Origin of the sequence: uncultured Roseobacter sp., assembly GCF_947495275.1 — a bacterium.
In the GTDB taxonomy this organism is placed as follows: Bacteria; Pseudomonadota; Alphaproteobacteria; order Rhodobacterales; family Rhodobacteraceae; genus Roseobacter.
On sequence record NZ_CANLYL010000002.1, the window covers coordinates 260,511 to 287,260 of the forward strand.

Genomic DNA, 26,750 nt, shown 5'->3' on the forward strand with positions numbered 1-26,750 from the left:
GGCTGATATAGGTGCCGTGCGATTTTCTGAGCGAGCCGCCTCGCCCATGTGCCTTCTGATGCAGGGCAAAGTAGAATTGGGGGTTGGGCTTCAGCCGTTCCCTCAGACGCGTGAATTGCCCATGTTTCAGGGCGCCAAATATAACAGTCATTCGAAATTGAATTGCGTAATTGCCTGCTTGCAGGCTGAGCAGGCCGGGGCCGATGAAGCGCTGATGCTGGACCCACATGGTTTTGCGAACACCACAAACGGCTGCGACTTTTTCATCGTGCGCAAAGGAGAGGTTCGGACCTCAACCGGGGACTATTGCATGAACGGTGTGACCCGTCCGAAGGCTATCGATCTTTGCCGTGCCAATGATATTCCGGTTCATGAGAAAAGTTACTCACTCTATGAAGCTTACGGGGCTGACGAAGCTTTTCTGACCGGCACATTCGGGGCTCAGACGCCTGTTGCAGAGATCGATGGCAAGCCGATTGGTGAAAACACCGGGGCAGGTCCGATGACGCTGAGACTCCGAAAGCTCTACAAGGAACTTGTCGCGCAAAACGTTGCTGATCAGAAAGCCCAGGGTCGTTGAATGCGTTTCAAAGCGGCTGGTTAAAGGCGCGCTGCTACAGCTGATACAAATGTCAGATATAGCTGGTCCGCATTCATCGTGAATGCCGGTCGGGATAGGCGTATCTCACCAGCAACAAAACCCGCCGTCGACCAGCAGATCGACACCCGTACAATAGGACGCTGCGTCAGATAGCAGGAAAACCGCCGGTCCGACCATTTCATTGACATGCGCCATACGCTGCATGGGCGTTTGCTGCTCGAACTCCTTCGTCTGATGCACCATTTCCGGTCGGGTGTTCATCGGGGTGGCGGTATATCCCGGGCTGATGGAGTTTACCCGGATACCACGATCCACCCATTCCATCGCCATTGATTTTGACATGTGGATGACCCCTGCTTTGGATGCATTATAATGAACCTGTGACAGACCTTTGTTCACGATCACCCCCGACATGGACGCGATGTTCACGATGGCACCGCCTTTGCCGTGATCCAGCATGGCGCGCGCTTCGGCCTGACAGGAAAGCCAGACCCCTTTCATGTTGATGTCCATGAGGGTCTGGTACTGTTCTTCGCCCATCTTTTCGCAAGGGTTTGCATTGGCGACCCCTGCTGCATTAAGGGCAAGGGTCAGGGGGCCGAGGACTTCCTGGGTCTGCGAAACGGCGTCGGCCAAAGCGTCGGCATCGGTTACATCTGCTGCGATTTGCAGCGATTTGCGCCCGGTTTGCGCGATAAACTCAGCTGTCTGCGACAGACCATCATCGCCGCGCCGATCCAGCAACGCAACATCCGCGCCGCATTGCGCGAGGCCCATCGCAATGCGTTGCCCGATGCCGCTGCCCGCGCCTGTGACAAGTGCCACCTGGCCGGACAGATCGAACATGGCAGGCGTATTCAGGGAGGGATCAGGCATTTCGTTTTCCATTCTGTGGTTGTGATCGGCACGGTTCAGGACATGATCAGGCCGCCGTCTACGTTGATGGTCTGGCCGGTAATGTAATCGGCGTCTTCGCTGGCAAGAAAGGCGATCAGAGCGGCAACGTCCTTGCCTTCGCCTGCGCGCTTCATTGGGATATTCTCAACCCAGCTGGCCATAAGTTCACCGGGGCCGAAATCGCCCAGCATTTCCCCCCAGACGCGGTCGTTATAATCCCACATGTCGGTCTTGATGATGCCGGGGCAGATCGCATTGACGGTGATGTTGTCCAGAGCGACCTCTTTGGCGAGGCTCTGGGTCAGTCCCATCACGCCAAATTTCGACGCGGCATAGTGGGGGGTATAGATGAATCCGTCGCGTGCCTGACCCGACGCGAGGTTGATCAGCCGTCCGCCGTTGCCGGATTTCCGCATGCGCCTTATGGCCTCCTGACAGCATAAGAAAACGCCCTTGGTATTCACCGCCATCGTTGCATCCCATTCCGCCTCGGTCAGGTCTTCGATCTTGGCGATGGTGATGATGCCTGCATTCTGGACAGAGATATCGACCGATCCGAATTCTTCGGTTGCGCGATCATAAAGTTCGCTCACCGCTGCTTTGTCAGAGACGTCGCATTGCACGGCAATCGCTGTTCCACCGGCGTTGCGCAAGGTATCGGCCGCTTGCGCCACGCTGTCCTCGACTGACCCCAGCACCAGATTGGCACCTTCCTGCGAAAAACGTTTGGCGATGGCAAAGCCAATGCCCTTGTTTCCACCGGTCACGACAGCCGTTTTTCCACTGAACCGCTTCATCAGAATCTCCCTGTTGATCTCATGCGGTGGCCAACTCCATGACCGACACATCGTTGGCCTCCGCATGATCCAGAATGCCGGATTGCCGCCCCGCCGCCATCACCAGAATGCGGTTGGAAACGCCGAGTACCTCTTCAAGATCGGAACTTACCACAACAACGGCGACGCCCTGTGCCGCCAGCCCATGAATAATCTCGTATATCGAAGAACGGGCGCCCACATCGATCCCGCGTGTGGGCTCATCCAGAAGCACCACGCGGGGATTGCGCGCGAGCCACTTGGCCAGCACGACCTTTTGTTGATTGCCCCCTGACATCTCGCTCACGTTCTGGCGGCCTATGCCTTTGACCCCGAATTTTTCGATCACCCCATCCGCGAAAGCCTTTATCTTCGGTGCGCTGATCCATCCTGACTTACTGACGGTTTCGAAATTCGAATAGACGATATTTTCGTCAATGCGGTGGTCCAATACCACGCCCTGAAGCTTGCGGTCCTCTGGAACCAGGACGATGCCCTGTCTGATGGCGTCTCGCGGTGAGTTCGGTGTGATGTCATCACCGTTCAAAATGATCGATCCCGACCGGATCGGATCTGCACCGGCGATTGCACGCACCAGTTCCGTGCGGCCCGCACCGACAAGCCCGGAAATACCAAAAATCTCGCCTTTTCGGACCGTAAAATTCACGTCTTCAAATCGGCTAACAGGGGATGTCAGGCCTTTGACCTCAAGGACCGTTTCGTCGGTTGGTTGAGCTATTGGCGGGAACATCTGGTCCATGCTTCTGCCCACCATCGCTTCGACAATCGTACGCACCGGGATTTTGGCCGTATCGAATTCCTGAACCTTTTCACCATCCCGCATCACCACGACCCGATCAGCGATTTCCCTGATCTCTTCTAGGCGATGGGAAATGTAGATGACCCCGACACCTTCGGCCTTGACGCGCTCGATTTGCTTGAAGAGCAATTTCGTTTCTTCGCTGCCCAAAGCTGCGGTGGGTTCGTCAAGGATCAGCAAGCGGGCATTCAGCGTCAGCGCTTTGGCGATCTCGATCAATTGCTGGCTTGCGGTGGACAGGCCTTCGACGACACGACGGGGGGATATGTCCAGCCCCAGACGTTCGAGCCCGCTATGCGCTCTGGCTTCCATTGTTGAACGATCAATGCGACCTGCCTTCATTGGATAACGCCCGACGAAGATGTTCTCCGCGACAGACAGATGCGGCAGGAGAAGCAATTCCTGATGGATCATGCCAACGCCGGCGTCGAGGGCTTCGCGGGGGGAGGCGGGCGCAAAGCGCGCGCCCTGCCACGTCATTTCGCCAGAACTCGGCAAGGTTGTACCCGAAATAATATTCGAGACCGTCGATTTTCCGGCCCCGTTCTCGCCAAGCAGCGCCACGACTTCTCCGGCATGAATATCCAGATCAATACCGTGCAGAACTTCAATGGGTCCGAAGGACTTGTGAATGTTCCGCAGGCTAAGGATCGGTGATTTGCCGTCTGGTGTCATGGCGCTGCCCGTCTGTTCAGATTGCAGACCTATTGCGTTATGGATGTTTCTCCACGAAGGTTGGCGCGTTGTCGCAGGTTGTCAGCACCGCATTGGGGATCTGACGGGCTGGCACGGAAGCGTTGTTTGCAACCGCAATTGCCGAGTTCACGGCCAGAACACCCATCGCCTGCGTGCTTTGGGTCGCGGTCACAACAAACGGGCCCTCGCATTTGGCAAGATACTCCAGCGCGGCCACATCACCATCATAGCCGCCGATGATGACCTTGTCCGACAGCCCGGCGACATCTACGGCCTTGGCAGCACCCATTGCGAGACCATCAGCCTGACCAAAAATCATCGTGATGTCGGGGTGGGCCTGAAGCATGTTCTGGGCAATCGAGAAACCCTCATCGGGCGACCACATCTGGCTCCACTGGTTGTCGACAACTTCCACGCCCGGATTTTCCGCAACGGCCTTCATGCACCCTTCGTAACGCAGAACTTCGGGCGTCGTGCCTTTTTGCCCGTGGATGATTGCCATCTTGCCTTCGCCCCCCGCGAGGCCAATGACGTGGTTGCATACCTCATATGCCGATTGGACGCTTTCGCCTGCAATGAAGGTGTCGCCGGGCGCCCCATCAGGTTCGCGGTCGACGTTTATCACCGGGATACCTTCGGCGCGGGCCAACCGTGTAGGTACTGCAGCTGCTGCGGCACCAGCCGGAATGTAAATAAATGCATCAATGCCTTGCGTAATCAGATCCTGAACCTGGCTCACCTGCGTTGCCGTGTCATTCTTGGCGTCCACGACGATCACTTCGATGCCCAAAGCGCCAGCATAGCTCTCTACGCCAAGTTTGATCTGGTTGAAGAAGTCAGCCTGCAGATTTGGAACGGCCAGGCCGATTTTCGAAACACCCTCCGCCACAGCGGCTGTTGGTGCGGCCAGCGCAAAGGCCATGGCAGATGCGAGCAGAGCCCTTTTGGTAAATGTCATTTTTATTCCTCCATGTGGTTTGGGTCATTGAGCTTGAACCCGATTTGGCCCGCTATTGCGGGCAATTTTTTGGGGGCCGGAAAAACGGCCCCAATAATCTACTTGCCTCTGTGCTTGAACGTTTCTGCGACCACCGCCAGCAAGATAACGGTGCCGATTATGACGGCTTGTAAAAATGGGGAGACGCTGAGCAGATTGAGACCGTTACGTAAAACGCCAATGATCAGAACACCAACAATTGTGCCCCCAACGCCGCCGGTGCCACCTGAAAGGCTGGTGCCCCCGATGACCACAGCGGCGATGGCGTCCAGTTCATAGGCCACACCTGAACTGGGCTGAACTGAATCAAGGCGCGCAGCAAGCAGGACGCCAGCCAGTCCCGCAAGCGTGCTGCACGCGGTATAGACGGCGATGGTTTTTCTCTTGACGTTGATACCAGCGAGCCTCGCAACCTCGGGGTTGCCGCCAATGGCATAGAGTTCACGCCCGCCTTTGCGATAGCGCTGATATAACAGCGCCACGACAAAAACGATGAGCATGACTGCGACCGTCATGGTCAAGAATCCACCATACCTTATGATAGCACCCATATTGAACCAGGGCGGAAATCCGATGATCTGAGAACCGTTCGTAATCATATTGGCCAGCCCCCTGGCGATAGACATCATCGCCAGGGTGGCGATAAATGCCGGGACCTTGAATTCTGCAATCATGATGCCGGCGAATGCACCTGTCAGGGCGGCCGCGATCAGCGCGCCGGAAATCGCGGCTCCCATGGGCAACCCAGCCGTAACGTTCAGGTATCCGAGCACCATCATTGACAAGGCGAGCACTGATCCAACGGCAAGATCAATGCCGCCTATCAGGATTACAAACGTCATGCCGACAGCCAGAATTCCAAGAACGGTGATTTGGTCAAGAATGTTCAGGAAATTGCGGATTGATAAGAAGGAATCGGTTGCAACTGTAAGGAATGCACAAAGTACCAAGAGACCGATGAAAGGCCCGGTGGCTCCGCTCAAAGAGAAGATTTCCCGAACGCTCAACCTCTCCTTTTTCGGAGGCATTGTCCCCGACATCAATAGATTCCCCAAAACAGCATAATTATGCAAGCAAGATGAAAAATCCTTACCCGAGGATGTGGCGCATGTCAAGCGTTGGGGTTATGCCGCTTTGGTTCTGTCTGTCGCAATGGCAGGTCTATATGGCTTGACATATGAGGCATAGAATGTATAACTATATAAGAATAAATATGCAAGGTTGAAGATGGAAGCTCATGATCTCCGCGCCATTGCGAACCGGATGCGTCGTCGCGACCTTCATGCGGTCTATGAAGCGGGGGCAGGCCATATCGGTGGCGAGATGTCCGTGACCGACCTTTTGACCGCACTCTATTTCCATATAATGAACGTAAATCCCCTTGAGCCGCGCGACCCAAATCGGGATCGGATGGTGCTCAGCAAAGGACACGCGGCGCTCGCACTCTATGTGGTGCTCGCGGAAAAAGGGTTCATTCCGAAGGAAGAACTGTCTACTTTTCTGAAGCCTCACTCACGGCTCAATGGTCATCCCAATTGTGTTAAAGTTCCCGGTGTTGAAACAAATACCGGTCCTCTGGGGCATGGCCTGCCGGTGGCGGTCGGTATGGCGAAGGCGGCCAAACTGAATGGCCAACGATGGCGCACCTTCGTCATCGTTGGTGATGGCGAGATGCAGGAGGGTTCTAATTGGGAAGCGATTATGGCGGCCGCACAGTTTGAGCTCGATAACCTGACCCTGATCATCGATCACAACGGTCTTCAGCAGGGAGCGAGACTGGCCGAAACCAACAACATCGCGCCGCTTGCTCCAAAACTCAATGCATTTGGCTGGAAGGTCGAGGAGATTGACGGTCACGATATGGATCAGATTTGCAAGGCGGTTTCGGTGGAAACTACCAGCAAAGGGAAGCCGAAATGTGTTATTGCCCAGACGACCAAAGGGCAGGGAATTTCCTTCATGTCTGACAATGTTGCCTGGCATCACAAGGTGCCAAACCATGAACAATTCGAACAAGCGATGAAGGAGTTGGAGGAGGCGGCGAATGAATATGCCCCTTGATCCGGCTGATCTGCATGATTGCCGCGATGCTTTTACCAGCACGCTTGAGGCATTGGCAGCGGCAAATTCCGATATCGTTGCTGTTTGCAACGATTCCGTCGGATCCTCGAAATTGGGCGGCTTTCGCGAGAAGTTCCCCAGCCGTTTGATCAACGTTGGCATCGCAGAGCAGAACATGGTCGGCGTAGGCGCGGGCCTCGCAAACGGTGGCAAGCTTCCTTTTGTTTGCGCGGCATCTCCCTTTCTGACAGGGCGTGCACTGGAGCAGATCAAGGCCGATGTGGCCTATTCGCAGGCCAATGTTAAGCTTGTCGGGATCAGTTCCGGCATGGCTTACGGTGAACTTGGTCCCACGCATCATTCAATTGAAGACTTTGCGTGGATTCGCGCGCTGCCCGGCGTTCCGGTAATTGCGCCAGCGGATCGCATTGAAACGGCCGCCGCAGTCAGATGGGCAGCTGATCATGATGGTCCCTGTTTCTTGAGGTTGAGCCGTGTGGGGGTGCCGGATATTCTGCCTCACGACCATGTATTTGAGTTGGGTAAGTCAAATGTCTTGATGGAAGGGGGCGACATTACTTTGATTGCCAATGGTGTTTTGACCCATCGCGCGTTGGCGGCAGCAACGCTTTTGGAGGATCGTGGTCTCTCTGCACGGGTTCTCAACATGGCATGCGTGCGTCCGATTGATGCCGAGGCAATTGTACAGGCGGCAAGTGATACTGCTGCTATCCTCACCTGCGAGGAACATACGATATTTGGCGGTCTGGGCAGTGCTGTTGCCGAAGTTGTCGTGGATGAATGTCCTGTGCCGATGAAACGTCTCGGGGTGCCGGGCGTTTTTGCACATACTGCATCTGCAAACAGGCTTCTTGACGATTTTGGCATGTCTCCAGAGGGTATCGCAAATAGCGCGTTAGAGTTGATTGACCGGAAAGGGTGAATATGGCCGAGCGTGCTGTTCTGGCGATTGACGAAGGCACGACGAATTCCAAGGCGATCCTCGTCTCCAGACACGGCGACATCATCGCGAGCGGCTCTGCGCCGGTTCCTATTGAGCATCCGAAGTCTGGTTGGGTGCAACAGGATGCTGAGGCGATATGGGCAGCGACTCTGCAGGCAATTGCCGAATGTACCAATGCGTCTCCCGCAACGGATGTGGTGGCCATCGGTATTTCCAATCAACGCGAATCCATCATGATCTGGGATCGCAAGACCGGCGCGCCTTGCGGGCCGGTGATAACCTGGCAGTGCCGCCGCACATCTGCGGATTGCGCTGCGTTGAAACAGCAGGGGCATGAGCCAGATGTCATCGCGCGCACGGGCTTGCCTCTGGATCCGCTTTTCCCGCCGACCAAAGTGGCCTGGCTTCTCGATCAGTATGTTGGAGAGCGCCGCGACATCTGCGTCGGCACCATTGATAGCTGGTTGATCTGGAAGCTTAGTGGTGGCGCGGTGCACGCCACGGACCGGTCAAACGCTGCGCGCACCCAGCTTTTTCATCTCGCCGATCTGCGCTGGGACGCAACCTTATGTGACCTCTTTGGCGTTGACAGCGCAATGTTGCCAGAAGTGCACGATTCCGGGCATGTGTTTGGGTCGACCAAGAATGTGGGGCCCTTGGCGGATGGCATTCCCATCGCTTCGGCCATCGGGGATTCTCACGCAGCCCTGTTTGGGCATGGCGCCTTTGGGCAGGGTGACAGCAAGGTGACCTTCGGCACGGGTTCATCGGTCATGACGACGATACCAGCCTTCGTTGTGCCCCCGAATGGCATCACCACCACCATCGCTTGGTCACTGAATGGAGAGCCAACATACGCATATGAGGGCAACATTCTTGTCAGCGCGTCGATCCTGCCATGGACAGCTCAAATGTTGGGATTGGACGGCGTCGATACCCTGCTCGATCTTGCGCAGACCGTGTCCGGCACTGAGGGCGTTTCACTTGTTCCGGCCCACGTCGGTCTCGGGTCACCACATTGGAATGCCGAGGCGCGGGGGCTGATCTGTGGTCTGTCTTTTGGTACTCAACCTGCCCATCTGGCGCGCGCCGCCGCTGAGAGCATGGCGCTTCAGGTGCAGGATGTATATGCCATCATGGCGCCGGATGATGCGCGGGCAGGGCGGTTGTTTGTTGACGGTGGACCAAGTTCAAACCGTTTCTTGATGCAGATTTTGGCGGACTATCTCGATCATGCGGTAACGCCTTGCAGAAATCCCGAGGCATCAGCGCTTGGCGCTGCGTATCTGGCGGGGCTGGCAACTGGTTTCTGGCCCAACCTTGAAGCCGTGGCCGGATTGGTCAGCCATGACAGCGACATCGTTCCGAATATGCCATCGGGGGTGCGCGACGTGAATCTATCGGCATGGAGAAATGCCATTGCCCGTACAACCGTTGTGAGATAGTGAATAAATATTCATCAAACCTGCCGTTCAAAAAGGTTTCTCATGTCCCGCCTAAATGAGCTTCGTATGATCGCCCGGGTTGCCCAGATGTATCACATCGAAGGACAGCGACAGGCTGCAATTGCGGCTCACCTGCGGATATCCCAGGCGACAGTTTCGCGGATGTTGAAACGGGCGCAGGAAGAGGAGATTGTTCGGACGACGGTCGTGACGCCCTCTGGGACCTACGCCGATCTTGAAACGGTTTTGCGCACCAAGTTCGATCTGAGTGAGGCCATCGTGGTTGAGTGCTCCGAAGATCGCGATGGGGCCATTATGGCACGTATCGGTGAGGCCGCCGCCCATTTTGTCGAAGCTACTTTGCAAGTTGATGAGGTAATTGGCGTTTCCAGCTGGTCGGAAACCATTTTGAAGATGGTGGACAATATTCACCCGATGAAAAATGGGAAGGCCAAACATGTGGTCCAGACTTTGGGTGGCATGGGTGATCCGACCGTTCAGATTCATGCGAACCAGCTGACCACGCGGCTCGCCAAACTCACCGGTGCGGAGGCGCATTTGCTCAGTGCCCCGGGCGTTGCGCAATCACGCGAAGCCAAGCTTGTGTTGCTTGGAGACACCTATGTGCGTGAAACGATGGACATGTTCGGCAAAATTACTTTAGCCATCGTCGGGATTGGCGCGATGGAACCCTCCAGCATGCTGGCGCGGTCGGGAAATACCTTCTCTGGTCGGGAGCTCGCTGCCGTGGAAGAAGCTGGCGGCGTCGGCGACATCAGCCTGCGGTTTTTTGATGCGGATGGGAATTTTGTGAAAACCCCGCTGGATGAGCGGGTCATCGGAATGTCACTGGAGGAGCTGTCTCAGATTGACCGCGTCATTGCCTTGGCCGGTGGGCAATCCAAGACGGACTCAATCCGGGGCGCTTTGCGAACCGGTGTAATAGACCTTTTGATCACCGATAAATTTACCGCCGGACGGCTCGCGGAAATGGACAACCTACAGGAACTGTCGGGCTAGGCTATCGCCGGTCGTCGGCGATCTATCCCAGCAACCGCTGGGGCTCTGCCTTTATGCAATCCGTCTCAGCGATATAGATGGATCGTGTCGCGGGGGGTGATCGATGTGGTGCAATCATCGGACTGATATTCGCGATGTGCTTGACAGGTTTTCGAACGACACAAAGCATTTGCGGATTGCCCACACCCGACGACGCGCAAACCCTTGCCGAATAAACGGAGTGCATGGTCAAGCCGGATGTATGCTTATCACTTTGAAACTGCAGGGCTTCCATTGTCTGATGGCATCAGCCCGAACACCCCTAGCCCTTGTAAACCGTAGCGGCATCGCTGAGGTAGTTGTCCCAGGCGAACCAATAGGCAATGTGGCCCGCAACTCTCGGCAGGCGGGTGCCGTCAGGACCGACGAGAGCGTCTTCGGTGATGATCCACTCCGATCCGTCCGCAGCTTTCAACCCACCCGATGAAAGCTCGAATGTATGATTGCCCCGCTCATAGGCGCGGACGCTACGGCTTTCCGCAGTCCCGATCAGAACTAGGTTTGTACTGTTGATCCCATCGTTAATCAGCCGCTCTTTGGCGAATGCATCCAGCGGCCAGGCCCGCGCGGCCCCGAACTGGCGGATGGTGAAAACATAGTCTTTCTGGCGATGTTCGCTTTGATCTACGACGGCGGGAAACATCAGGTCAGGGGAACCGAAGTAATTGGCATAGACAACTCCGGACCCATAGTTGCGCCGATGACCCGTGTCGAGTGACAGAACTTTGCTGCCGGGATGGGATGTTTTCCACCTGTCCCATGTTGTGATGACAACCGGCCGCTGTTTCAGCTCAATCCCGGAGTTGACCAGCGGCCCCACCACCGGCTTGCCGGTGAACTGGTTCCAAAGTGAATGGCTTTGGCGATCAAACATCAGCTTGTTGGAACGATAGAGAAATCCCGAAGACCCGAAAACCAGCGGTTTTGATCGACCGGCAAGCTGCGTTTCAAACAGAATGCCCGATCCGCACAGCGTGCAATAGGCGAGTGCGACAGGCACGCCCCCTATGACTTCGTTGAACATCTCATGCCACCCCATGATGCGCAGCGGATAGGCTCTGACATCGCCATTGATCGACACGCCGAACACCAGATCCGACCCGCGCAGGTAGGATGCTTCGCTGGCTGAGATCAGTTGCGGGTTGTCAAGCGAGGGAATGCCATCCTTGCGGACCCCACCCCAGGCGATCTCTTCCAAACGTATCCGCATCTTGTCACGCGCCAGATACTCAGTTTTCAGAAAGTCGGAAAAATTGGGATCGATTTGCAGCAAAACACGCCGCGTGAACGCGATCTGCGCAGGATGGGGAACAATCTGCGGATTGCGTTCCTGCCAAAGCATCCAGTCAAACCAACGGGTTCCATGCGACTGGCCAGTGATGTTTTGCAGCACCTCTGCCACTTCGCGCCGTCGCCCTTCCGTAAACCTCAATGCCCGGATCAGACCCGCCGCCATATCCGGGTTCCCACGGTTTTCGATGAGTTGCAGGGCGGCCTTGTATTCTGATGTTGTTCCAAAAACCTGAGCATCCAGGGCATCCTGAAGTGCCTTGTCTTCGGAAGATTGCTGTGCCGACACACTTCCCGGTACGAATGCGGACGACAGCGCCAGAGCGGAAAATTGGCGTCGCGATAGGGTCATTGGATAGCCTCCGTGAATGCCACCAAGCTGGAACGCTCTGTATTCAACTGCAACTAAAGAGATCGTGAGACCGCGCAGGTTGCCGCGAATGTGTCTGTATGTGTGAGGTCAAATTGCCCACCAGCCTCGGTTTTCCAGGGGCGTCTTGTTGCAATACGTGTCGAAAGAGAGCAGGGCCGTGCCATGCAAGTCACTCAAGCGCACAGGCACCGGTCCCAAGTCATGCGTGGAATGGCAGTTCCCGATATCTCTGGTGCCGTTCAAGCAAGTCGTTTCGCCACTCTGGGCGCGGGGAAACGCTTCTGCTGATTGTTTGTTTGCGTTGCAGAATTTCCGAGGTCTCCAACGGGCTGGCGGCGCATTGCGCAAGTTTCGCGGCACCGATGCAGGCAGAGATATCGCCATTCACCGGAACCATCATTTCAATGTTCATGAGGCTGGCGATTAATTGCACCCAGAGATCAGACCGTGTGCCGCCCCCCACCGCTACCATTTCGTTTATAGGAACACCGGACTGGGTTTGCGCCAGATAAGCGTCGTAAAACTGAAAGGCGACGCCCTCCATGATGGCATAGGCCAAATCAACTTTGTCCGTGATTGCCGAAATCCCTGATAGAGCCGCTAGCGCGTCAGGGCGATTGTCTGGAGTGCGCACGCCGGTCAGGCTCGGCCGGGCAATTGGGAAGGCGCTCATGCCGATATTAGCGATTTTTTGATCCGCAAGCGTGGCCAGTTCAGCAGAAGAGGTGGCGGTCAAATCCGCGATCCAGTCGAGCGATTGCGTGGCGCTCATGACCACGCCCATAGACAGAAAGGTGTCCGGAGCCGCGTGTGGAGTGGTCAGTACCGCCTTTTCGGGGTTGGGGCGAAATCGGTCATCCACTGCCGAGAGAACACCCGATGTCCCTACGCTAAGTGCAGCGGTTCCGGGGCGCGCGGCACCAACGCCCAGAGCGCCCGCGTAATTGTCGCCGCACCCGGTTGCGACCAGAACACGCGATGGCATGCCCCATCGCTCGGACAGCTCGGACTTCAGATAGCCGGCGGCTGCATAGGAGGGTAAAAGACTGGGCAGCTTGCTTCTGTCCCAACCGGCCGCTTCGATAAGTTCGTCGTCCCAGCTGGCCGTCGCGCAATCCAGCAGCATGGTGCCCGAGGCGTCCGATATATCGCTCGCACGCTCGCCTGTCATCATTAGACGAACGTAATCCTTGGGCAGCATCAGGATGTCCGCGCGATCCAGTGCACTTGGCCAGTGTTGCGCCATCCAAAGAAGTTTGGGGGCCGTCAATCCTGGATCAGGCTGTCCGTTTGTGCGCCAGCCGATGTCAGGAACCCGGTCGAGAAGTATTTGGCACTCCGCCAGCGATCTCTGATCGTTCCACAAAAGGCAAGGAGCAACCGGTCTGTTTTTTCCGTCAAGCAGCACCGACCCCAACATCTGACCGGACAGCGAAATGCCGACAATACCGGACATCAGTTTCGATTGGTTCTGGGCCAGTTCGTCGAAAATTTCTGTGGTCAGGTGCCACCATAGATCCGGTTCCTGCTGTGACCAGCCTTGGTGTGGTCGGTCAACTGCGCAAGAGCGCGACGCTTGCGCGAGACATTGACCGTCGGCATCAATCAGGGCGATCTTGATGCCGGAGGTGCCGAGATCAATGCCGGCAAAGATGCTCATTTAGCCTGGTCCAGTACCGCCAAGGCCGTATGTTCGTCGGTGACCAATGTCCCTACGCACCCCCGTGTCAGCAACGCCCTGATGATCGGCACTTTGTTGAGGCCGCCTGCGGCAAGGATGACGTTTTCGATCTGATCCAGATCGGGCAACTCCAACCCCAGAACGCGCTCGTTGATCGGGTGATCCACCAAATCCCCATTCGCGCTGAGAAAGTAACCCATGATGTCACCAACAGCACCACTTGCATGGATGCTCTCAAGGTCGATATCCGGCGGCATCCCGTCTTTGATCAGCAATGATTTCTGCATGTCTCCCGCTGCAAGGGCGATCCCATCCGCTCGGCGGATTTTCTCGATCGTGGACTGGAAAACGTCCTGCGCGACAAGAATATCCCGGCTTTCCCGCGATCCGGCGTAGATTGGCGACGTGAAATAACTGTGCTCGGCGTTGCACAGGTCCGCGAGCCGCGTGGTGATTTCGAAACTATTGAGATCGGAGCCCTTGGAAAGCCCGCCCATGACGGAGATGATCTCAAGGTCAGGGCGGTTGATCGGCTGCATGAAACGCGTCGCCATATTGAGCGTATTGCCCCATGACATACCGAAAAGCCTTACATCTCGCTGGCTCAGGTAGCTGGCGAGGTATTGACCGAGCGATGATCCAATCATGGTATGCAGGTCAAACTGCTCACCCGCGATCGGAGCTACCGATGCCGTTTTGAGACCAAAGGCATTGCAGAGCTTCCACTCAAGCTCCGCGCAGGGCGCGTAAACCGAATTGACCGCGACGCGAACAATGCCGCGGGCCCTTGCCTCGCGCAGAGATTTGTTGACGCGCAGGCGGGTAAGGCCGAATTTCTCCGCCGCCGCCGCCTGGGTCATGCCTTCCATTTCACACGCCCAGGCCAGCCGAACCAAAAGTTGCTCTTCGGCGTCAACAGTATTGGTCTTGGGCGCGCGGGGCATGAATTTTCCTCTCCCTACTTCACGGCACCCATGGTCAGGCCGCGAACCAACTGCTTGGAGGCAAGCAACGCAAAGATCAACACCGGGATCACGATCAATGTCGATGTGGCCATGATCTTTCCGTAAGGCAGGTTGTATCCTTCCATGAAAGACACTGCCATTGCAGGCGCCGTTTTTGCGGTTGTACGCGTCAGGACCAGCCCGAACATCAGTTCGTTCCATGAGAAAATAAAAGAAAATATCCCAGATACGGCGACACCCGGCATCGCCAGCGGCAGGCAGATTTTCCGCAGGATGATCCATTGCGAGGCGCCTTCAATCCGCGCCGCTTCATCGAGATCATAGGGTATGCCGCGGAACTGATCGGTGCAGATCCAGATGACAATCGGCAAATTGAAAGTCAGGTAAATCAGGATCAGCGTAATGTGCCTGTCGAGCATCCCCAGCTGGCGCACGATCAGGAAGAACGGCAGGGCCAGTACAATGGGGGATACCATGCGATTGGTGATAAACCAGAACCACAGGTCCTTTTTGCCGCGAAACTCGAAGCGGGCAAGGGCGAAGGCTGCGGGCACGCCCAGCAGGATCGCCAGCGCTGTGGTGCTGATTGCGATGATCAGGGAATTCATCAGCGTGCGCAGCACACCATCGTCGAAAAGCGCTTCGCGGTAGTTTGCCAAGGTCGGTTCAAACAACCAGACCGGCGGGCTCTCCAACGCCACCACCTGGGTTTTCAAGGATGTGGTGACCATCCAGTAGAATGGGAAGACACAGACCAGCAGAATAGCCAGAAGCAACAGGCTTTGTATCCAGATAGAGCGGGACGAGGTCATGGCTCAGACTTCCTTGTAGAAGACGCGAATGTAGATTTGGCTCAAAATGATCGTGATGATCAGCAAAATGATCGCCTGAGCAGAGGCTAACCCTTGATCAAACGCCCGAAACCCGACCCGCTGAATCATCAATGATATCAGCTCGGTGGAGGATCCGGGCCCGCCGCGTGTGAGCGTGAAAACCATATCAAAGAGTTTCAGGGTATCCGCGGTGCGCAGGATCAGGACCGCCACCAACCCGGGCATGAGAAAGGGTAACTGGACGTAGCGCAGAACAGTCCACCAACTTTTGGTTTCGAGGCGCGCGGCTTCTTCGATCTCATCGGGGACCATCGTAAGGCCCGCCAGCAAAACAAGCGCTACAAAGGGGGTCCACTGCCAGACATCCCAGAAAATGATCATGGTGAATGCGTTTGTCGGATCGCCGATCCAATTGATGTTGCCACCGCCAAATGGGGACAGAAACTGATTTACCACACCGAATTTTTGATTGAACATGACCTGGCCGAGAAGGCCCACGACCGCGTAGGTCGTCGCCATTGGCAGCACAAGAGACAGCCGTGCCAGCGTTTTCAATAATGTCAGGCCGGGCTTGTGCAAGATCAGCGCAATCCCCAAGCCAAGCGCCAGTTGCAAGGGCAGAGCGATGCTTAGCAGGGTGAACGTGCGCCCCATCGCTTCCCAGAAAACGGAATCTGTCAGTACATCCCAGTAGTTTTCCAGCCCGATGAATTTGACGCGTTTGAGCTTGGTCAGATTATAGAAATGCAGACTGGTCCAGGCCGCGTAGAGCAAAGGTACAATGCCGATTGCGGCCAATGCGATGACGGAGGGGCCAATAAAGGCGAAGATCGTTTTTCTGGGAACTTTGCCGGGCATTTCGATGACCTTTTACGGGGCAGAGGGGCGCCGAAGCGCCCCCGCCGTCAATGTTAGGCTGGCGGTGGCTATTGCGCGAGTGGTTTGTCACCGCTGTAGTATCCGGCGTCCTCAAGCACTTCTTCCATGCGCGCACCCAGCTCGGTTACACCCTCCTCAATGCTGACTTCTTCCAGCATGATCTTGGTGCCCCATTCCTGCACGATCTCGGTGATTTCCGGCCACTCGGCAAAGCGCGGACGGAATTCCGGGACACCATCCTGCCAGCTTTCGACCAGGGCGGGGATGAACTTGTAGGTGTCAGCCAATGCGGGATCGGCATAGGCCGATTGTCGTGCGGGCACCCCACCGCGTTCCAGGTATTCACCTGCGTTCGCCTTGGATGTGGCCCATTGGATAAACAGGTAGGCTGCCGCTTGCTCCGCATCATCGGCCTGCGCGGCGACGGCCATGGAAAACCCGCCTAGAGCAGGCTTCCGTCCCGCTGGTCCTGTGGGTTCCGGTGCGATTTCCACACAATCAGCAATTTTCGAGGTCTCCGGGCTGACAACAGTGGAATAGAAAGCCGACCACTCGGTGATCATGGCCACATCACCCTGGCTGAACGCGTTCACGGTTTCCGCGTGATCATAGGCGACGATGCCATCGGGCATATATTGCATCAGGTCCTGCCGGAATTGCAGACCCGCAAGGCTTTCTTCCGACATCAGGTTCGATTTGAATTCGTCATTCAGGAACGATCCGCCGAAGGGCCAGAGCATGCGCGCAAAACTATCCGCAGATTGTGTCTCGTTCCGTTTGGATTGCAAGGCGTAGGCGTATTTGCCGTCCTTGGTGAGCGCGGGGCCGTAGACGTTTTTCAAGTCATCCCAGGTTTTTGGCGGGCCATCAAATCCGGCTTCTTCCAGCATGCAGCTATTGTAGAACAGCAATCCGGAATAGTTGTCGACGGGCAAGCCGTAGATTGTGCCGTTCCAGCCGCCAAAGGCGTTCAGGACCAACGGGAAGAAGTCATCCATGTCCAGATCGGGGTCCGCCAGATCGGGATTTGAGGTGAACTTGTCCAGCGGGACGATCCAGTCGTTCTCGGCGAAATTACCGATCCAGACCAGGTCGATCAGCGCGACATCAAGATCGCCGCCTGCGACGAAATCCCGAACCTGTTCACCCAGCGCGTTTTCGTAAGGATGCTTGATAATATTGACTTTTATCCCGGTTGCTTCCTCGAATTCAGGCAGCATCGCTTCGATCGCTTCATATCCCGGGCGTAACAAGAACACGACATCGACAGTGGTGCCGGCATAAGGTTCAGCGGCTTTCTCAAGGCTCCATGCGTGACCATCGGCCAGCACATTTGATGCACCAAAACACAGGCCTGCGGCCATTGCGGTGGTGCCCAACATTTTTTTGAATTTCATGTGTTCCTCCCATCGGAAACTGTTGACATCCATTTGTATCGGATCACATACAAATGTAATGAATGGCGCAGATGTCAACATGAAAATGTCGGCAGGTCATCGGTAAAGGCGTGCTGCGACCACAAGGGAGTCAGATCTTTGGCGACAGTTGATCTAAGCGGAATAAGCAAGTTTTACGGGGCAATGCAGGCCCTTTTTGATGTGTCGCTCAGCGTGCCGGATGGGGCCTTCGTGGTTTTTGTCGGGCCGTCCGGTTGTGGCAAGTCAACGTTGCTTCGCACGATCGCCGGTCTCGAATCAGTTGACGGCGGGACTGTTGAGATCGGCGGCAAGGATGTGACGCAGCTTGAACCGGTTGATCGCGATGTCTCGATGGTTTTTCAATCATATGCCCTTTATCCGCACATGAGCGTCCGCGCGAACATGGAGTTCGGGATGAAAGTTGGAGGCGTCGGGGCAGATGAACGCAACGCCCGGGTCGAAGAGGCCGCCAAGATACTGCAGCTCAGTGAACTGCTGGACCGCAAGCCAGGTCAGCTATCGGGTGGACAGCGGCAGCGCGTCGCAATTGGTCGTTCAATTGTAAAGAAGCCCAAGGTTTTTCTGTTTGACGAACCGCTTTCCAATCTGGATGCAAAGCTGCGTGTTCAGATGCGGGTAGAGCTCGAAGCGCTGCATGATCAACTCAACGCCACAATGATCTACGTGACACACGACCAGGTTGAAGCCATGACCATGGCGGATCAGATTGTTGTGCTTAACGCTGGTCGAATTGAACAGGTCGGCAGTCCGATGGACCTCTATCACCGGCCTGCTTCGGAATTCGTGGCCGGGTTTATCGGGTCGCCGGCAATGAACATTTTTGACACCACGTCCATTTTTGCCGGATCGCTTTCGCGGCAGGAGCAGACAGCTCGTCTTGGCATCCGCCCGGAACATATTGTTCTGGGAAAGGTGGGGCAGGGCGACGTCGATCTGAATGTCGCGGTAAAAGAGCAATTGGGTGGCGAGAGTTACCTCTACCTGCAAGGTGATGATGGCGAACGCCTTGTCGTTAAAACCGATGGAGAAGACGCGACAAAGGCCGGGCAAAGCGTCAGTATCTCGATGCCCGCTCACCGGGTGCATCAGTTCGATGCCAACGGGGTGACCTTGTCGAATAACGCCGGAGGCGCGCCGGTATGAGCCACTGGAAGGCGCAATTTGACAACCTCATCGCGCCCGCGGTCGCCAAATCCGCCGTGACAAAGCATCTGATTATTGACCGCGGGGCGATCACGCATGTTGGTGAAGTTGCCGCATCGGTAACATCGTCGCAAAGAGCGATCCTTTTCGCCGATCGCGCGGGCTTTGATGCGGCGGGGTATGCCACACGGGATCAACTGGCCTCCGCCGGGTTTGCCGTTGATCAGTTGATCCTGAACGATGATCCTTTGCCCAAGGCTTCGGTTGAAGAAGCCGAACCTTTCATCGAGACGCTCAAATCTGATCCCTTGCTGCTGCCGGTCTCGGTGGGATCTGGTGTGATAAATGATCTGGTCAAATTCGCCTCCTACGAGACAAATCGGCAATACGTAAGTGTTGCGACGGCGGCGTCGATGGATGGCTATACCAGTGCCGGTGCCCCGCTAGCCCGGGAGGGGTTCAAAGTGACGATTCCCACCCGCGCGCCAATGGCCCTGATTGCTGATCTTGATGTGATCGCCAAGGCACCCGCAGAGATGACCGGTTGGGGCTACGGCGATCTGGCGGGTAAATCTCCGGCGGGTGGGGACTGGTTGCTGGCAGAACTTGTTGGCGCAGAGGTAAGAGATGCAACCGCCTGGCCATTGGTTCAGGACCATTTGCGCGGCTGGCTTTGCGATCCGCAGGCATTGGCTCACGGGGATCGCGATGCGACGGCGCGGCTTTTCATTGGGCTCACGGCTGTTGGCTTCGCAATGGAGTTTCATGGCTCATCGCGTCCGGCCTCCGGCGCGGATCATCAGATCGCCCATATGTGGGAGATGGAAGATCTCAGCTTGGAGGGGCGCAAGGTCAGTCACGGTGCCGCTGTTGCTGTCGGCTGTGTTGTCACGTTGGCCCTTTATGACTGGTTGCTCGGGCAGGATTTATCACAGATCACTGGCCCTGTTCCCGATTTGAATGCGGCTTTGGATGAACTTAGACGGGTCATTCCGGACGCACGCATCGCAGATCGGGCCGTTCTGCAAACGCAGGAAAAATGGATTGATCCCGCGCTGCACGCGGACAGGCTGAAACGCATTTGTACTTATTGGCAGGACACGCGTGGAATCATCCGCCAACAATTGTTTCGCACAGGTGAAATGGTTGCGATGCTCAAAATGGCCGGGGCACCGGCCTTTGCAAAAGATATTGGGGTCAGTTCAGTCCATCTGGAGCGAACGATCAGAGCCGCAGCTTACATACGCAGCAGGTATACGATCCTCGATTTCCTCAAGGAAACGGGTCTTTTTGAGCGCGCACTCTCCGAGGTTCTGCCAAAGCTTGATCAGCTCGCCGCTCATGGAGGCAAAATATGAATCTTTCAGAACTCGCCCACAGGGCAAATGAGGAAGTCGGTGATGTCTTGCAAAACGCCTTGCCGGATCAGGTGATTGCTATGGCGTCCCCGATCTTGAGCGCCAACCACATCGCGCTATACGGAGTGGGCCGCGAGGGGTTGATGATCAAATCTCTGGCCATGCGGCTTTTTCACCTTGGCCTTGACGCGCATATGATCGGGGACATGACCACACCACACATCGGGGAAGGTGATCTGCTGATCGTGAGTGCCGGTCCGGGGTATTTTTCCACCGTCGCGGGGTTGATCAAACAGGCCAAGATCGCTGGGGCGCAGGTATTATGTGTGACGGCTGAACAGGATGGGATTGTCCCGAAATCCGCAGATCACGTTGTTCTGCTGTCGGCCCAGACAATGGCCAATGATCAAGGCGGTGACGGTTCAATATTGCCGATGGGGTCGCTTTTTGAGGCGGTGATGTTCATGTTCTTCGAAATGCTGATCCTGCATTTGCGGGATGCAAAAGGAGTTTCCGCAGAAGACATGCGCGCCTTTCACACGAATATGGAGTAAACAATGACGGCCTGGCAGGAACGCTTTGCGATCAAAGATCGCGTTGCCTTGGTGACGGGGGCATCCTCTGGTATAGGCGCGGAAATCTGTGAGGTCTTTGCCGACGCTGGCGCACGCGTCATCGCCACCGGGCGGAATGAGGACAAGCTTGCTGCTCTGCAATCTGATATTGCGGCAACGGGGGGAAACTGCCGGATCATCCCTGCGGATATCGGCGAGATCGATGGCGCAGAGGGCGTGGTTTCCCGCGCTCTGGCAATGGCGGGGACAGTTGATATTCTGGTCAACAGTGCTGGCACTGCGATTGTGGGCCCGGCGACAGAGTTTTCGCTGGAGGACTGGGACCGGACAATGGCGCTGAACCTGCGCGCACCGTTTATCCTGGCCCGAGGACTGGCGCCGAAGATGATCGCGCAAAAACGCGGTAAGATCATTAATATTTCATCGCAAACCGGTGTGATTGCGCTGCCTGATCATGCAGCCTATGCCGCCTCCAAAGGCGGACTAAATGCGCTGACCAAAGCTTTGATGACCGAGTTCGCCCCGCATAACGTCCAGGTGAACGCTATCTGCCCAACTGTCGTCATGACGCAGATGGGACGCAAGCTTTGGAGTCCACCCGAGAAATCCGGCCCTTTTCTGGCGGCAACGCCGCTGGGTCGCTTCGGGGAGCCGGTCGAGATTGCGGATATGGCCCTTTATCTCGCGTCGCCCGCATCTGATCTGGTGAACGGCGCACTGATGATGATTGAAGGGGGCTATTCAAGCGTATGATGCGAGGATTTGGGGTCCATACCAGCATGTGGACGATGACATGGGATCGCGAGGGCGCGGAACGTGCAGTGGCCGCTGCCGTAGCAGACGGTATGGATTTCATCGAAATTGCTTTGCTCGACCCGCCGTCTGCGGATGCTGATCACAGCCGGTCTTTGTTGGAAGAGGCTGGTCTTTCGGCGGTATGTTCGCTGGGATTGCCAGAGGCCGTCTGGGCGTCGCACAATCCCGAGGGTGCGGTTGAATTTTTGAAAGTTGCGATAGAGAAGACGGCCGCGATGGGTGGCCTTGCGCTCAGCGGCGTGACCTATGGCGGCATCGGTGAACGCTCAGGCCTGCCGCCGACGCAACAGGAGATCGACAACGTTGCAAAAGCGCTGCAGATGGCCGCCGGATATGCCAAAAAAGCTGGTATTCTATTTGGCATCGAACCCGTGAACCGATACGAGTCCCATCTGATCAATACTGCGGCACAGGGTGTCGCGATGATCGAAAAAGTGGGATCGGACAACATGTTTTTGCACCTGGATACCTATCATATGAATATCGAGGAAAAGGGTGCGGGTAACGGGATTTTGGATGGGCGTGATCATCTGCGCTACATTCATCTGTCGGAAAGCGACCGGGGGACGCCGGGCATGGGCACCTGCGACTGGGACGAGATTTTCGCAACACTTGCCGCGGTGCAATTCAGCGGTGGACTGGCGATGGAAAGCTTCATCAACATGCCGCCCGAGATCGCGCATGGTCTTTCCGTCTGGCGACCGGTCGCCAACAATCATCGCGAAGTCATGGATCAGGGGCTGCCTTTCCTGCGTAACAAAGCCAAGCAGTATCGGCTCATTTAACCCATGTCCTACACATCCCTTATGACGACCGATGCTGCGTTTTCACGGTATGAGGAAATCCGCAGGCGTCTTCCCCAGACGACATTTCCGTCCCGGAGCCAAAGTCGTGCATCCCTTGCACAAGTGGCTGACGATGTGGATGCATTTGTGCTGGACGCTTTTGGTGTCCTGAATGTTGGCCAAACCCCGATCCCAGGCGCTGTCGAACGAATGGCGGAGCTGCGCAAAATGGGTAAAAAACTGGTCGTGCTGACCAACGCGGCCAGTGATACGCGCGTGGCAGCCCTGAAGAAATATCGTAAATTGGGGTTTGATTTCACGGCTGATGAGGTCGTCGCCAGCCGCGATGTGTGCGCCGCACGGCTCGGTGATCACCTGCCGCTGGGACGATGGGGCGCGCTGTGTACCGATGTCGATACCTTCGTGGATCTTGATACAGACATTGTCCGCTGGACCGCAGCCGAGCCTTGGGATGTGGACGGGTTTCTGTTTCTGTCCAGCGCGGCCCTCGATGCGGCGACCATGACCGCCCTGAAGGCTGATTTACACAGGCGCATGCGGCCGCTCCTGGTCGCCAATCCCGATATCGTGGCCCCGCGTGAAACGGGTTTGAGCTGTGAACCCGGATATTTTGCCCATTTGCTGGCAGATGAGACCGGCGTTGAACCAGTGTTTTTTGGCAAACCCTTTGGCAATGCATTTGATGATGTCAAACGGCGGTTGCAGGGGATCGCGCCTGAACGCATTGCGATGGTTGGCGACACCCTGCATACTGACATCCTCGGTGGCCGTGCCGCTGGTTTCAAAACCGTCCTGATCGAAAGGTTCGGATTGTTTTCTGGTACGGATGTTGGTCCCTATATTCGTCTGTCCGGGATTGTTCCTGACTACATCTGTCCCGTCACTTAGACAGGGCAATCGACGTCCTAGAGTTGTTGCGGAAACGAGCCAGACGTCACCCGTTTTTGTGTTCCCCGATGAAAAGTGCCCCCGCCAGAAGTGCTGGCGAGGGCGTCTGAAGCGCATGTTGATAAACAGGGCAATTGTTAAAAAGGGTCACAGAAAAAAATGCACTCGTTAAGATTTGCGCTTCAAACTATTCGATAAAGGTTCTCGCGATCCGGTCACTGAGTGGCTGGGTCAGATAACTGATCGCAGTACGCTCGCCCGTATTGACAAAAAGGTCTGCGGGCATTCCAGGTAGAAGTTCGAGATCGGCAATCGCTTTGGGCTGATCTGCGTTCAGTTTTACGCGGGCGATGAAATAGCTCTCACCGGTTCTGGCGTCTTCCAGGCTATCTGCCGAGATGTCGAAAATCTGCCCCGTTGCTTCTGGGATATCGCCTTGATCGAATGCAGAGAGACGCACGCGGGTGCTCTGGCCTACTTTAAGTTTTTCGATATCCGCCGTGTTGATCCGCGCTTCAACGATCAGTGGGTTGTCAGCTGGAACGATATCCAGGATGGCTTCGCCGGGGCGCACAACGCCCCCCGCAGTAAAGAGGCTCATATTGACGACACGGCCATCTGCTGGCGCGGCAATGTATATCCGCTTGAGGCGTTCTGTGGCACCGGCATAGCGGGGTGCCACCACGGAGATTTGGGCATCGACGGCGGCCAGTTCCGTTGCGATGGCTTCATCTCGCAGTTTTTGCTGGCTCAGATGCGCGAGTTTCAGCTCCCCGATCTGGTTTTCGGCCTGAGCCTGCTGGGTCGCCAAGGAGGCGTCAATGCCACGCAGTCGTTCAATTTCGATCCGGCGCGCGGTGACCCGCGTTGCCGCGACGAGGCCCTTGTCAAAAAGAGTTTCGAGATTTCCCAGTTCGGTTTTGGTGATCTCCAGCTGACGCGCGTTGGAACCGCGCTGCGCTTGAATTCCGGCAACTTGGTCACGCAGGCTTTCGATACGTTGATCAAGGATGTCGCTTTCCGTCTGCCGCGCCCGCGCCTCGGTGGCAAAAAGCTGTTTCTGGGTGAGATATGCGGAGTGCCAATACTCTTCCTTTGCGACCCGAGAGGCTTCAGCCACATCTTTCTGCGAGAACACACTGGCGCCATTGATCTGTGCCATAAGGCGGGCGCGTCTTACGGTAAGCTCTCCAAGCTGGCTGCCAAAAACATCGAGATCGACGTCAAGCTCAGCGCTGTCCAGCTCGACAAGCGTCTGACCTGCCTGCACAAAATCACCGTCTGATACGAGTATGCTGCGCACGATACCGCCATCCAGATGCTCGACTGTCTTGCGATTTCCCTCGACCACAAGCGAAGCCGGAGCCACAACCGCGCCGTCCAATTCAGAGGAAAACGCCCAGTAAAAAGATCCACCAAGAAAGATGATAAGCATCGCAATTCCAGCCAGAACAAAGCCTCTGATGCGTGGTTCCGCCGCGGGGCCGCTGATGCGGTTATAGTCTTCGAGGCGCAAGACCTCTTGAGCCCGGGGTGCCGAAATAAGTGCAGTCATTGTGCTGTTCCTTCCATCCGGAGTTGCTGTTTCACGCGCTTGACCTGTTTTGGTCGTTGCCCATCCAGAACGTTTTGTTGGGTCGGTCGCAGGACATCGTCCTTATCGCCAAACTGGGTTTGCGTGCCGTTGCTGAGTATGAGCACCTTGTTCACGGCTTGCAGCGTGCTGGGGCGATGGGTCATGACGATTACGATGGCCCCGCGTTCACGCGCGCTCTGAATGGCCTTGCGCAGGGCCTGTTCGCCGGTTGAGTCCAGATCGGAGTTGGGCTCGTCAAGCACAAGGATGAAAGGGTCATTGTACAGTGCGCGCGCCAGAGCGATCCTTTGACGCTGACCGCCTGACAGGAAATATCCGTTGCCGATCTTGGTCTCATATCCATCCGGCAGCGTGCTGATCAATTCATGCACGTCGGCAGACATCGCGGCCTGTAATACCTGCGCATCATCAATGGTGGTGGAGAAACGCGCGATGTTTTCCCTGATCGTGCCATCAAACAGATCCACATCCTGAGGCAGATACCCGACCAATCGGCCAAGATCTTCGGTATCCCATTTTGACATGGCCGTGCCATCCAACGTGATGGCGCCGCGTTGGGGCATCCAGATGCCTGCCAGCATCTTGGCCAGCGTTGATTTGCCCGATCCACTTGGGCCAATGACGGCCACAACGTCTCCGGCGTCCAGCGCGAAGTTGATGCCGCCGATTGTTGCGTTTTGGGCACGCGGAGGTCCTGCCTGCGCAATGCTTGCTGCCAGGGAGATTTCCGGGCGAGGCAACTGCAGCCGTGGCGGCGCGGAGGGATAGTCGGCGGCGAGAGATTTTAGTTTGTGATAAGAGCCACGCGCTGCCAGAAAGCTGCGCCACTGGCCGATGAGCTGATCAATGGGGGCAAGGGCCCGAGCCAGCACGATGGTCGCGGCAATCATGACCCCGGCGGTGGTTTCACCGCTGATGGCTAGTGCGGCGCCAAGACCCAGAATGGCAGATTGCAGGCCCATGCGGATGGTTTTCGAGATCACCGAAAATGTGGCGATACGGTCGCTTGCTTTGGTTTTAAAGATTTGAGTCTGTGCCTGAAGAGCGCTCCAGCGACGCGCGAGGTCACTTTTCATCCCCATGGCGTGGGCCAGTTCGGCGTTGCGTTCGCTGGTTTGAAAAAGCGCATCTGACCGGCCTCGGGCAAAGGCGGCATCCTGCATTGGCGTTTGCGCTCTGGCGTTGTTGATCAGCGCCAGAAGCGTCAGAACCACGGCCCCGGAGACACCGAGCAGGCCCAAGAGCGGATGCAGAACGTAGAGCAGTGCAAGGTATATCGGAATCCAGGGGGCGTCGAAGAAAGCCGTAAGTGTCGTTCCGGAAATGAAATCCCGAAATCCGTTCACGTCATCGACGGGGTTTTCACCGGCGACAGAATGCCCTTGAACCCGGCGGCGCATCGCTGCGGCAAGAATGGGCTCACCAATCTCTAACTCAAAGCGTGCACCAAGCCGGTTAAGGATACGCATCCGCATCAGGTCCAGACATCCTATCACCACGAACACGCCTCCCAGAAGTAGTGTCAGGGCAATCAGCGTCTCGATGTTCTGGCTCGTTAGCACCCGGTCGTAGACCTGAAGCATGTAAAGCGGCCCTGCGAGCATGAGAAGGTTCAGAAAGAGGCTGAAGACAGCCACGGCGGCAAATCCGCTGCGCAGCGCGCCCCAGGCTTTTTTGACGGAGTTGGATTTCTGGAACATGGTGTGGACCCTTTTTGTTGGCAGGGACGGCGAGGCAACCCGCCGTCCCGTT

The 26,750-nt window shown here is 56.3% G+C and carries 23 protein-coding genes and 1 pseudogene; 11 read left to right on the forward strand and 13 right to left on the reverse strand.

The window, feature by feature from the left end:
• Positions 1 to 100: 100 nt before the first annotated feature.
• A pseudogene (locus Q0802_RS04540) lies at positions 101 to 580 on the forward strand (aminotransferase class IV); the annotation flags it as partial.
• Between the two features lie 105 nt (positions 581 to 685).
• Here the strand turns inward: Q0802_RS04540 and Q0802_RS04545 are convergent.
• From Q0802_RS04545 to Q0802_RS04565, 5 genes are all read right to left on the reverse strand, one after another.
• Positions 686 to 1,477: an SDR family oxidoreductase gene (locus Q0802_RS04545; RefSeq protein WP_298914217.1), complete on the reverse strand. Its 792-nt coding sequence runs from the start codon at positions 1,475 to 1,477 to the stop codon at positions 686 to 688.
• 35 nt (positions 1,478 to 1,512) lie between these two features.
• Positions 1,513 to 2,295, reverse strand: coding sequence for a glucose 1-dehydrogenase (locus tag Q0802_RS04550; RefSeq protein ID WP_298914220.1), 783 nt, complete (start codon positions 2,293 to 2,295; stop codon positions 1,513 to 1,515).
• A gap of 19 nt (positions 2,296 to 2,314) precedes the next feature.
• On the reverse strand, positions 2,315 to 3,808 hold the full coding sequence (locus Q0802_RS04555) for a sugar ABC transporter ATP-binding protein (RefSeq protein WP_298914223.1): 1,494 nt from the start codon (positions 3,806 to 3,808) through the stop codon (positions 2,315 to 2,317).
• 37 nt (positions 3,809 to 3,845) lie between these two features.
• Positions 3,846 to 4,787: a substrate-binding domain-containing protein gene (locus Q0802_RS04560; protein ID WP_298914226.1), complete on the reverse strand. Its 942-nt coding sequence runs from the start codon at positions 4,785 to 4,787 to the stop codon at positions 3,846 to 3,848.
• Between the two features lie 98 nt (positions 4,788 to 4,885).
• Complete coding sequence (locus tag Q0802_RS04565) at positions 4,886 to 5,866, reverse strand: ABC transporter permease (protein ID WP_366523299.1); 981 nt, start codon at positions 5,864 to 5,866, stop codon at positions 4,886 to 4,888.
• Positions 5,867 to 6,053: 187 nt separating this feature from the next.
• Between Q0802_RS04565 and Q0802_RS04570 the strand changes: the two genes are divergently transcribed.
• Genes Q0802_RS04570 through Q0802_RS04585 form a run of 4 tightly spaced genes read left to right on the forward strand, consistent with a single transcriptional unit; the run spans position 6,054 to position 10,316 of the window.
• Positions 6,054 to 6,887, forward strand: a complete 834-nt coding sequence (locus Q0802_RS04570; protein WP_298914228.1) for a transketolase — start codon at positions 6,054 to 6,056, stop codon at positions 6,885 to 6,887.
• Positions 6,871 to 7,830 carry a transketolase family protein gene (locus tag Q0802_RS04575; RefSeq protein WP_298914231.1) on the forward strand — a complete coding sequence of 320 codons (960 nt, stop codon included), beginning with the start codon at positions 6,871 to 6,873 and terminating at the stop codon, positions 7,828 to 7,830. The genes Q0802_RS04570 and Q0802_RS04575 overlap by 17 nt, the downstream gene beginning before the upstream one ends.
• 2 nt (positions 7,831 to 7,832) lie before the next feature.
• On the forward strand, positions 7,833 to 9,296 hold the full coding sequence (locus tag Q0802_RS04580; RefSeq protein ID WP_298914233.1) for an FGGY-family carbohydrate kinase: 1,464 nt from the start codon (positions 7,833 to 7,835) through the stop codon (positions 9,294 to 9,296).
• 42 nt (positions 9,297 to 9,338) lie between these two features.
• Positions 9,339 to 10,316 (forward strand): sugar-binding transcriptional regulator, encoded by a 978-nt coding sequence (locus tag Q0802_RS04585; RefSeq protein ID WP_298914236.1) that lies wholly within the window; start codon positions 9,339 to 9,341, stop codon positions 10,314 to 10,316.
• A gap of 301 nt (positions 10,317 to 10,617) precedes the next feature.
• Here the strand turns inward: Q0802_RS04585 and Q0802_RS04590 are convergent, their stop codons facing one another.
• The 6 genes from Q0802_RS04590 to Q0802_RS04615 all read right to left on the reverse strand — a co-directional run bounded on the left by Q0802_RS04590 (position 10,618) and on the right by Q0802_RS04615 (position 17,773).
• The gene (locus Q0802_RS04590; RefSeq protein WP_298914239.1) at positions 10,618 to 11,997 is read right to left on the reverse strand and encodes a DUF3179 domain-containing protein; all 1,380 of its coding nucleotides are present in this window, start codon (positions 11,995 to 11,997) and stop codon (positions 10,618 to 10,620) included.
• A 220-nt stretch (positions 11,998 to 12,217) separates the two neighbouring features.
• Positions 12,218 to 13,678 carry a xylulokinase gene (gene xylB / locus Q0802_RS04595; protein WP_298914242.1) on the reverse strand — a complete coding sequence of 487 codons (1,461 nt, stop codon included), beginning with the start codon at positions 13,676 to 13,678 and terminating at the stop codon, positions 12,218 to 12,220.
• Complete coding sequence (locus Q0802_RS04600) at positions 13,675 to 14,643, reverse strand: sugar-binding domain-containing protein (protein ID WP_298914245.1); 969 nt, start codon at positions 14,641 to 14,643, stop codon at positions 13,675 to 13,677. Before Q0802_RS04600 ends, xylB begins: the two co-directional genes overlap by 4 nt.
• A gap of 14 nt (positions 14,644 to 14,657) precedes the next feature.
• The gene (locus Q0802_RS04605) at positions 14,658 to 15,476 is read right to left on the reverse strand and encodes a carbohydrate ABC transporter permease (protein WP_298914248.1); all 819 of its coding nucleotides are present in this window, start codon (positions 15,474 to 15,476) and stop codon (positions 14,658 to 14,660) included.
• Between the two features lie 3 nt (positions 15,477 to 15,479).
• Entirely contained in the window at positions 15,480 to 16,355 is an 876-nt protein-coding gene (locus tag Q0802_RS04610) for a sugar ABC transporter permease (RefSeq protein WP_298914250.1), read from the reverse strand.
• Between the two features lie 68 nt (positions 16,356 to 16,423).
• On the reverse strand, positions 16,424 to 17,773 hold the full coding sequence (locus Q0802_RS04615) for a sugar ABC transporter substrate-binding protein (protein WP_298914255.1): 1,350 nt from the start codon (positions 17,771 to 17,773) through the stop codon (positions 16,424 to 16,426).
• A gap of 138 nt (positions 17,774 to 17,911) precedes the next feature.
• On the opposite strand from Q0802_RS04615, the gene ugpC reads away from it, so the two are divergent.
• Genes ugpC through Q0802_RS04645 form a run of 6 tightly spaced genes read left to right on the forward strand, consistent with a single transcriptional unit; the run spans position 17,912 to position 23,401 of the window.
• Positions 17,912 to 18,958, forward strand: coding sequence for a sn-glycerol-3-phosphate ABC transporter ATP-binding protein UgpC (gene ugpC / locus Q0802_RS04620; RefSeq protein ID WP_298914258.1), 1,047 nt, complete (start codon positions 17,912 to 17,914; stop codon positions 18,956 to 18,958).
• Positions 18,955 to 20,316: a sn-glycerol-1-phosphate dehydrogenase gene (locus Q0802_RS04625; protein WP_298914260.1), complete on the forward strand. Its 1,362-nt coding sequence runs from the start codon at positions 18,955 to 18,957 to the stop codon at positions 20,314 to 20,316. Before ugpC ends, Q0802_RS04625 begins: the two co-directional genes overlap by 4 nt.
• On the forward strand, positions 20,313 to 20,870 hold the full coding sequence (locus Q0802_RS04630; RefSeq protein WP_298914263.1) for an SIS domain-containing protein: 558 nt from the start codon (positions 20,313 to 20,315) through the stop codon (positions 20,868 to 20,870). Before Q0802_RS04625 ends, Q0802_RS04630 begins: the two co-directional genes overlap by 4 nt.
• Positions 20,871 to 20,873: 3 nt before the next feature.
• The gene (locus Q0802_RS04635) at positions 20,874 to 21,644 is read left to right on the forward strand and encodes a glucose 1-dehydrogenase (RefSeq protein ID WP_298914266.1); all 771 of its coding nucleotides are present in this window, start codon (positions 20,874 to 20,876) and stop codon (positions 21,642 to 21,644) included.
• 35 nt (positions 21,645 to 21,679) lie between these two features.
• A complete protein-coding gene (locus Q0802_RS04640; protein WP_298914269.1) occupies positions 21,680 to 22,492 on the forward strand; it encodes a sugar phosphate isomerase/epimerase family protein in 813 nt (270 codons plus the stop codon).
• 3 nt (positions 22,493 to 22,495) lie between these two features.
• Positions 22,496 to 23,401, forward strand: a complete 906-nt coding sequence (locus tag Q0802_RS04645; protein ID WP_298914272.1) for an HAD family hydrolase — start codon at positions 22,496 to 22,498, stop codon at positions 23,399 to 23,401.
• Between the two features lie 187 nt (positions 23,402 to 23,588).
• Here the strand turns inward: Q0802_RS04645 and Q0802_RS04650 are convergent, their stop codons facing one another.
• Together Q0802_RS04650 and Q0802_RS04655 are read right to left on the reverse strand one after the other, a co-directional pair.
• The gene (locus Q0802_RS04650) at positions 23,589 to 24,956 is read right to left on the reverse strand and encodes an HlyD family type I secretion periplasmic adaptor subunit (protein ID WP_298914275.1); all 1,368 of its coding nucleotides are present in this window, start codon (positions 24,954 to 24,956) and stop codon (positions 23,589 to 23,591) included.
• Complete coding sequence (locus tag Q0802_RS04655; RefSeq protein WP_298914283.1) at positions 24,953 to 26,698, reverse strand: type I secretion system permease/ATPase; 1,746 nt, start codon at positions 26,696 to 26,698, stop codon at positions 24,953 to 24,955. The genes Q0802_RS04650 and Q0802_RS04655 overlap by 4 nt, the downstream gene beginning before the upstream one ends.
• Positions 26,699 to 26,750: the final 52 nt, after the last annotated feature.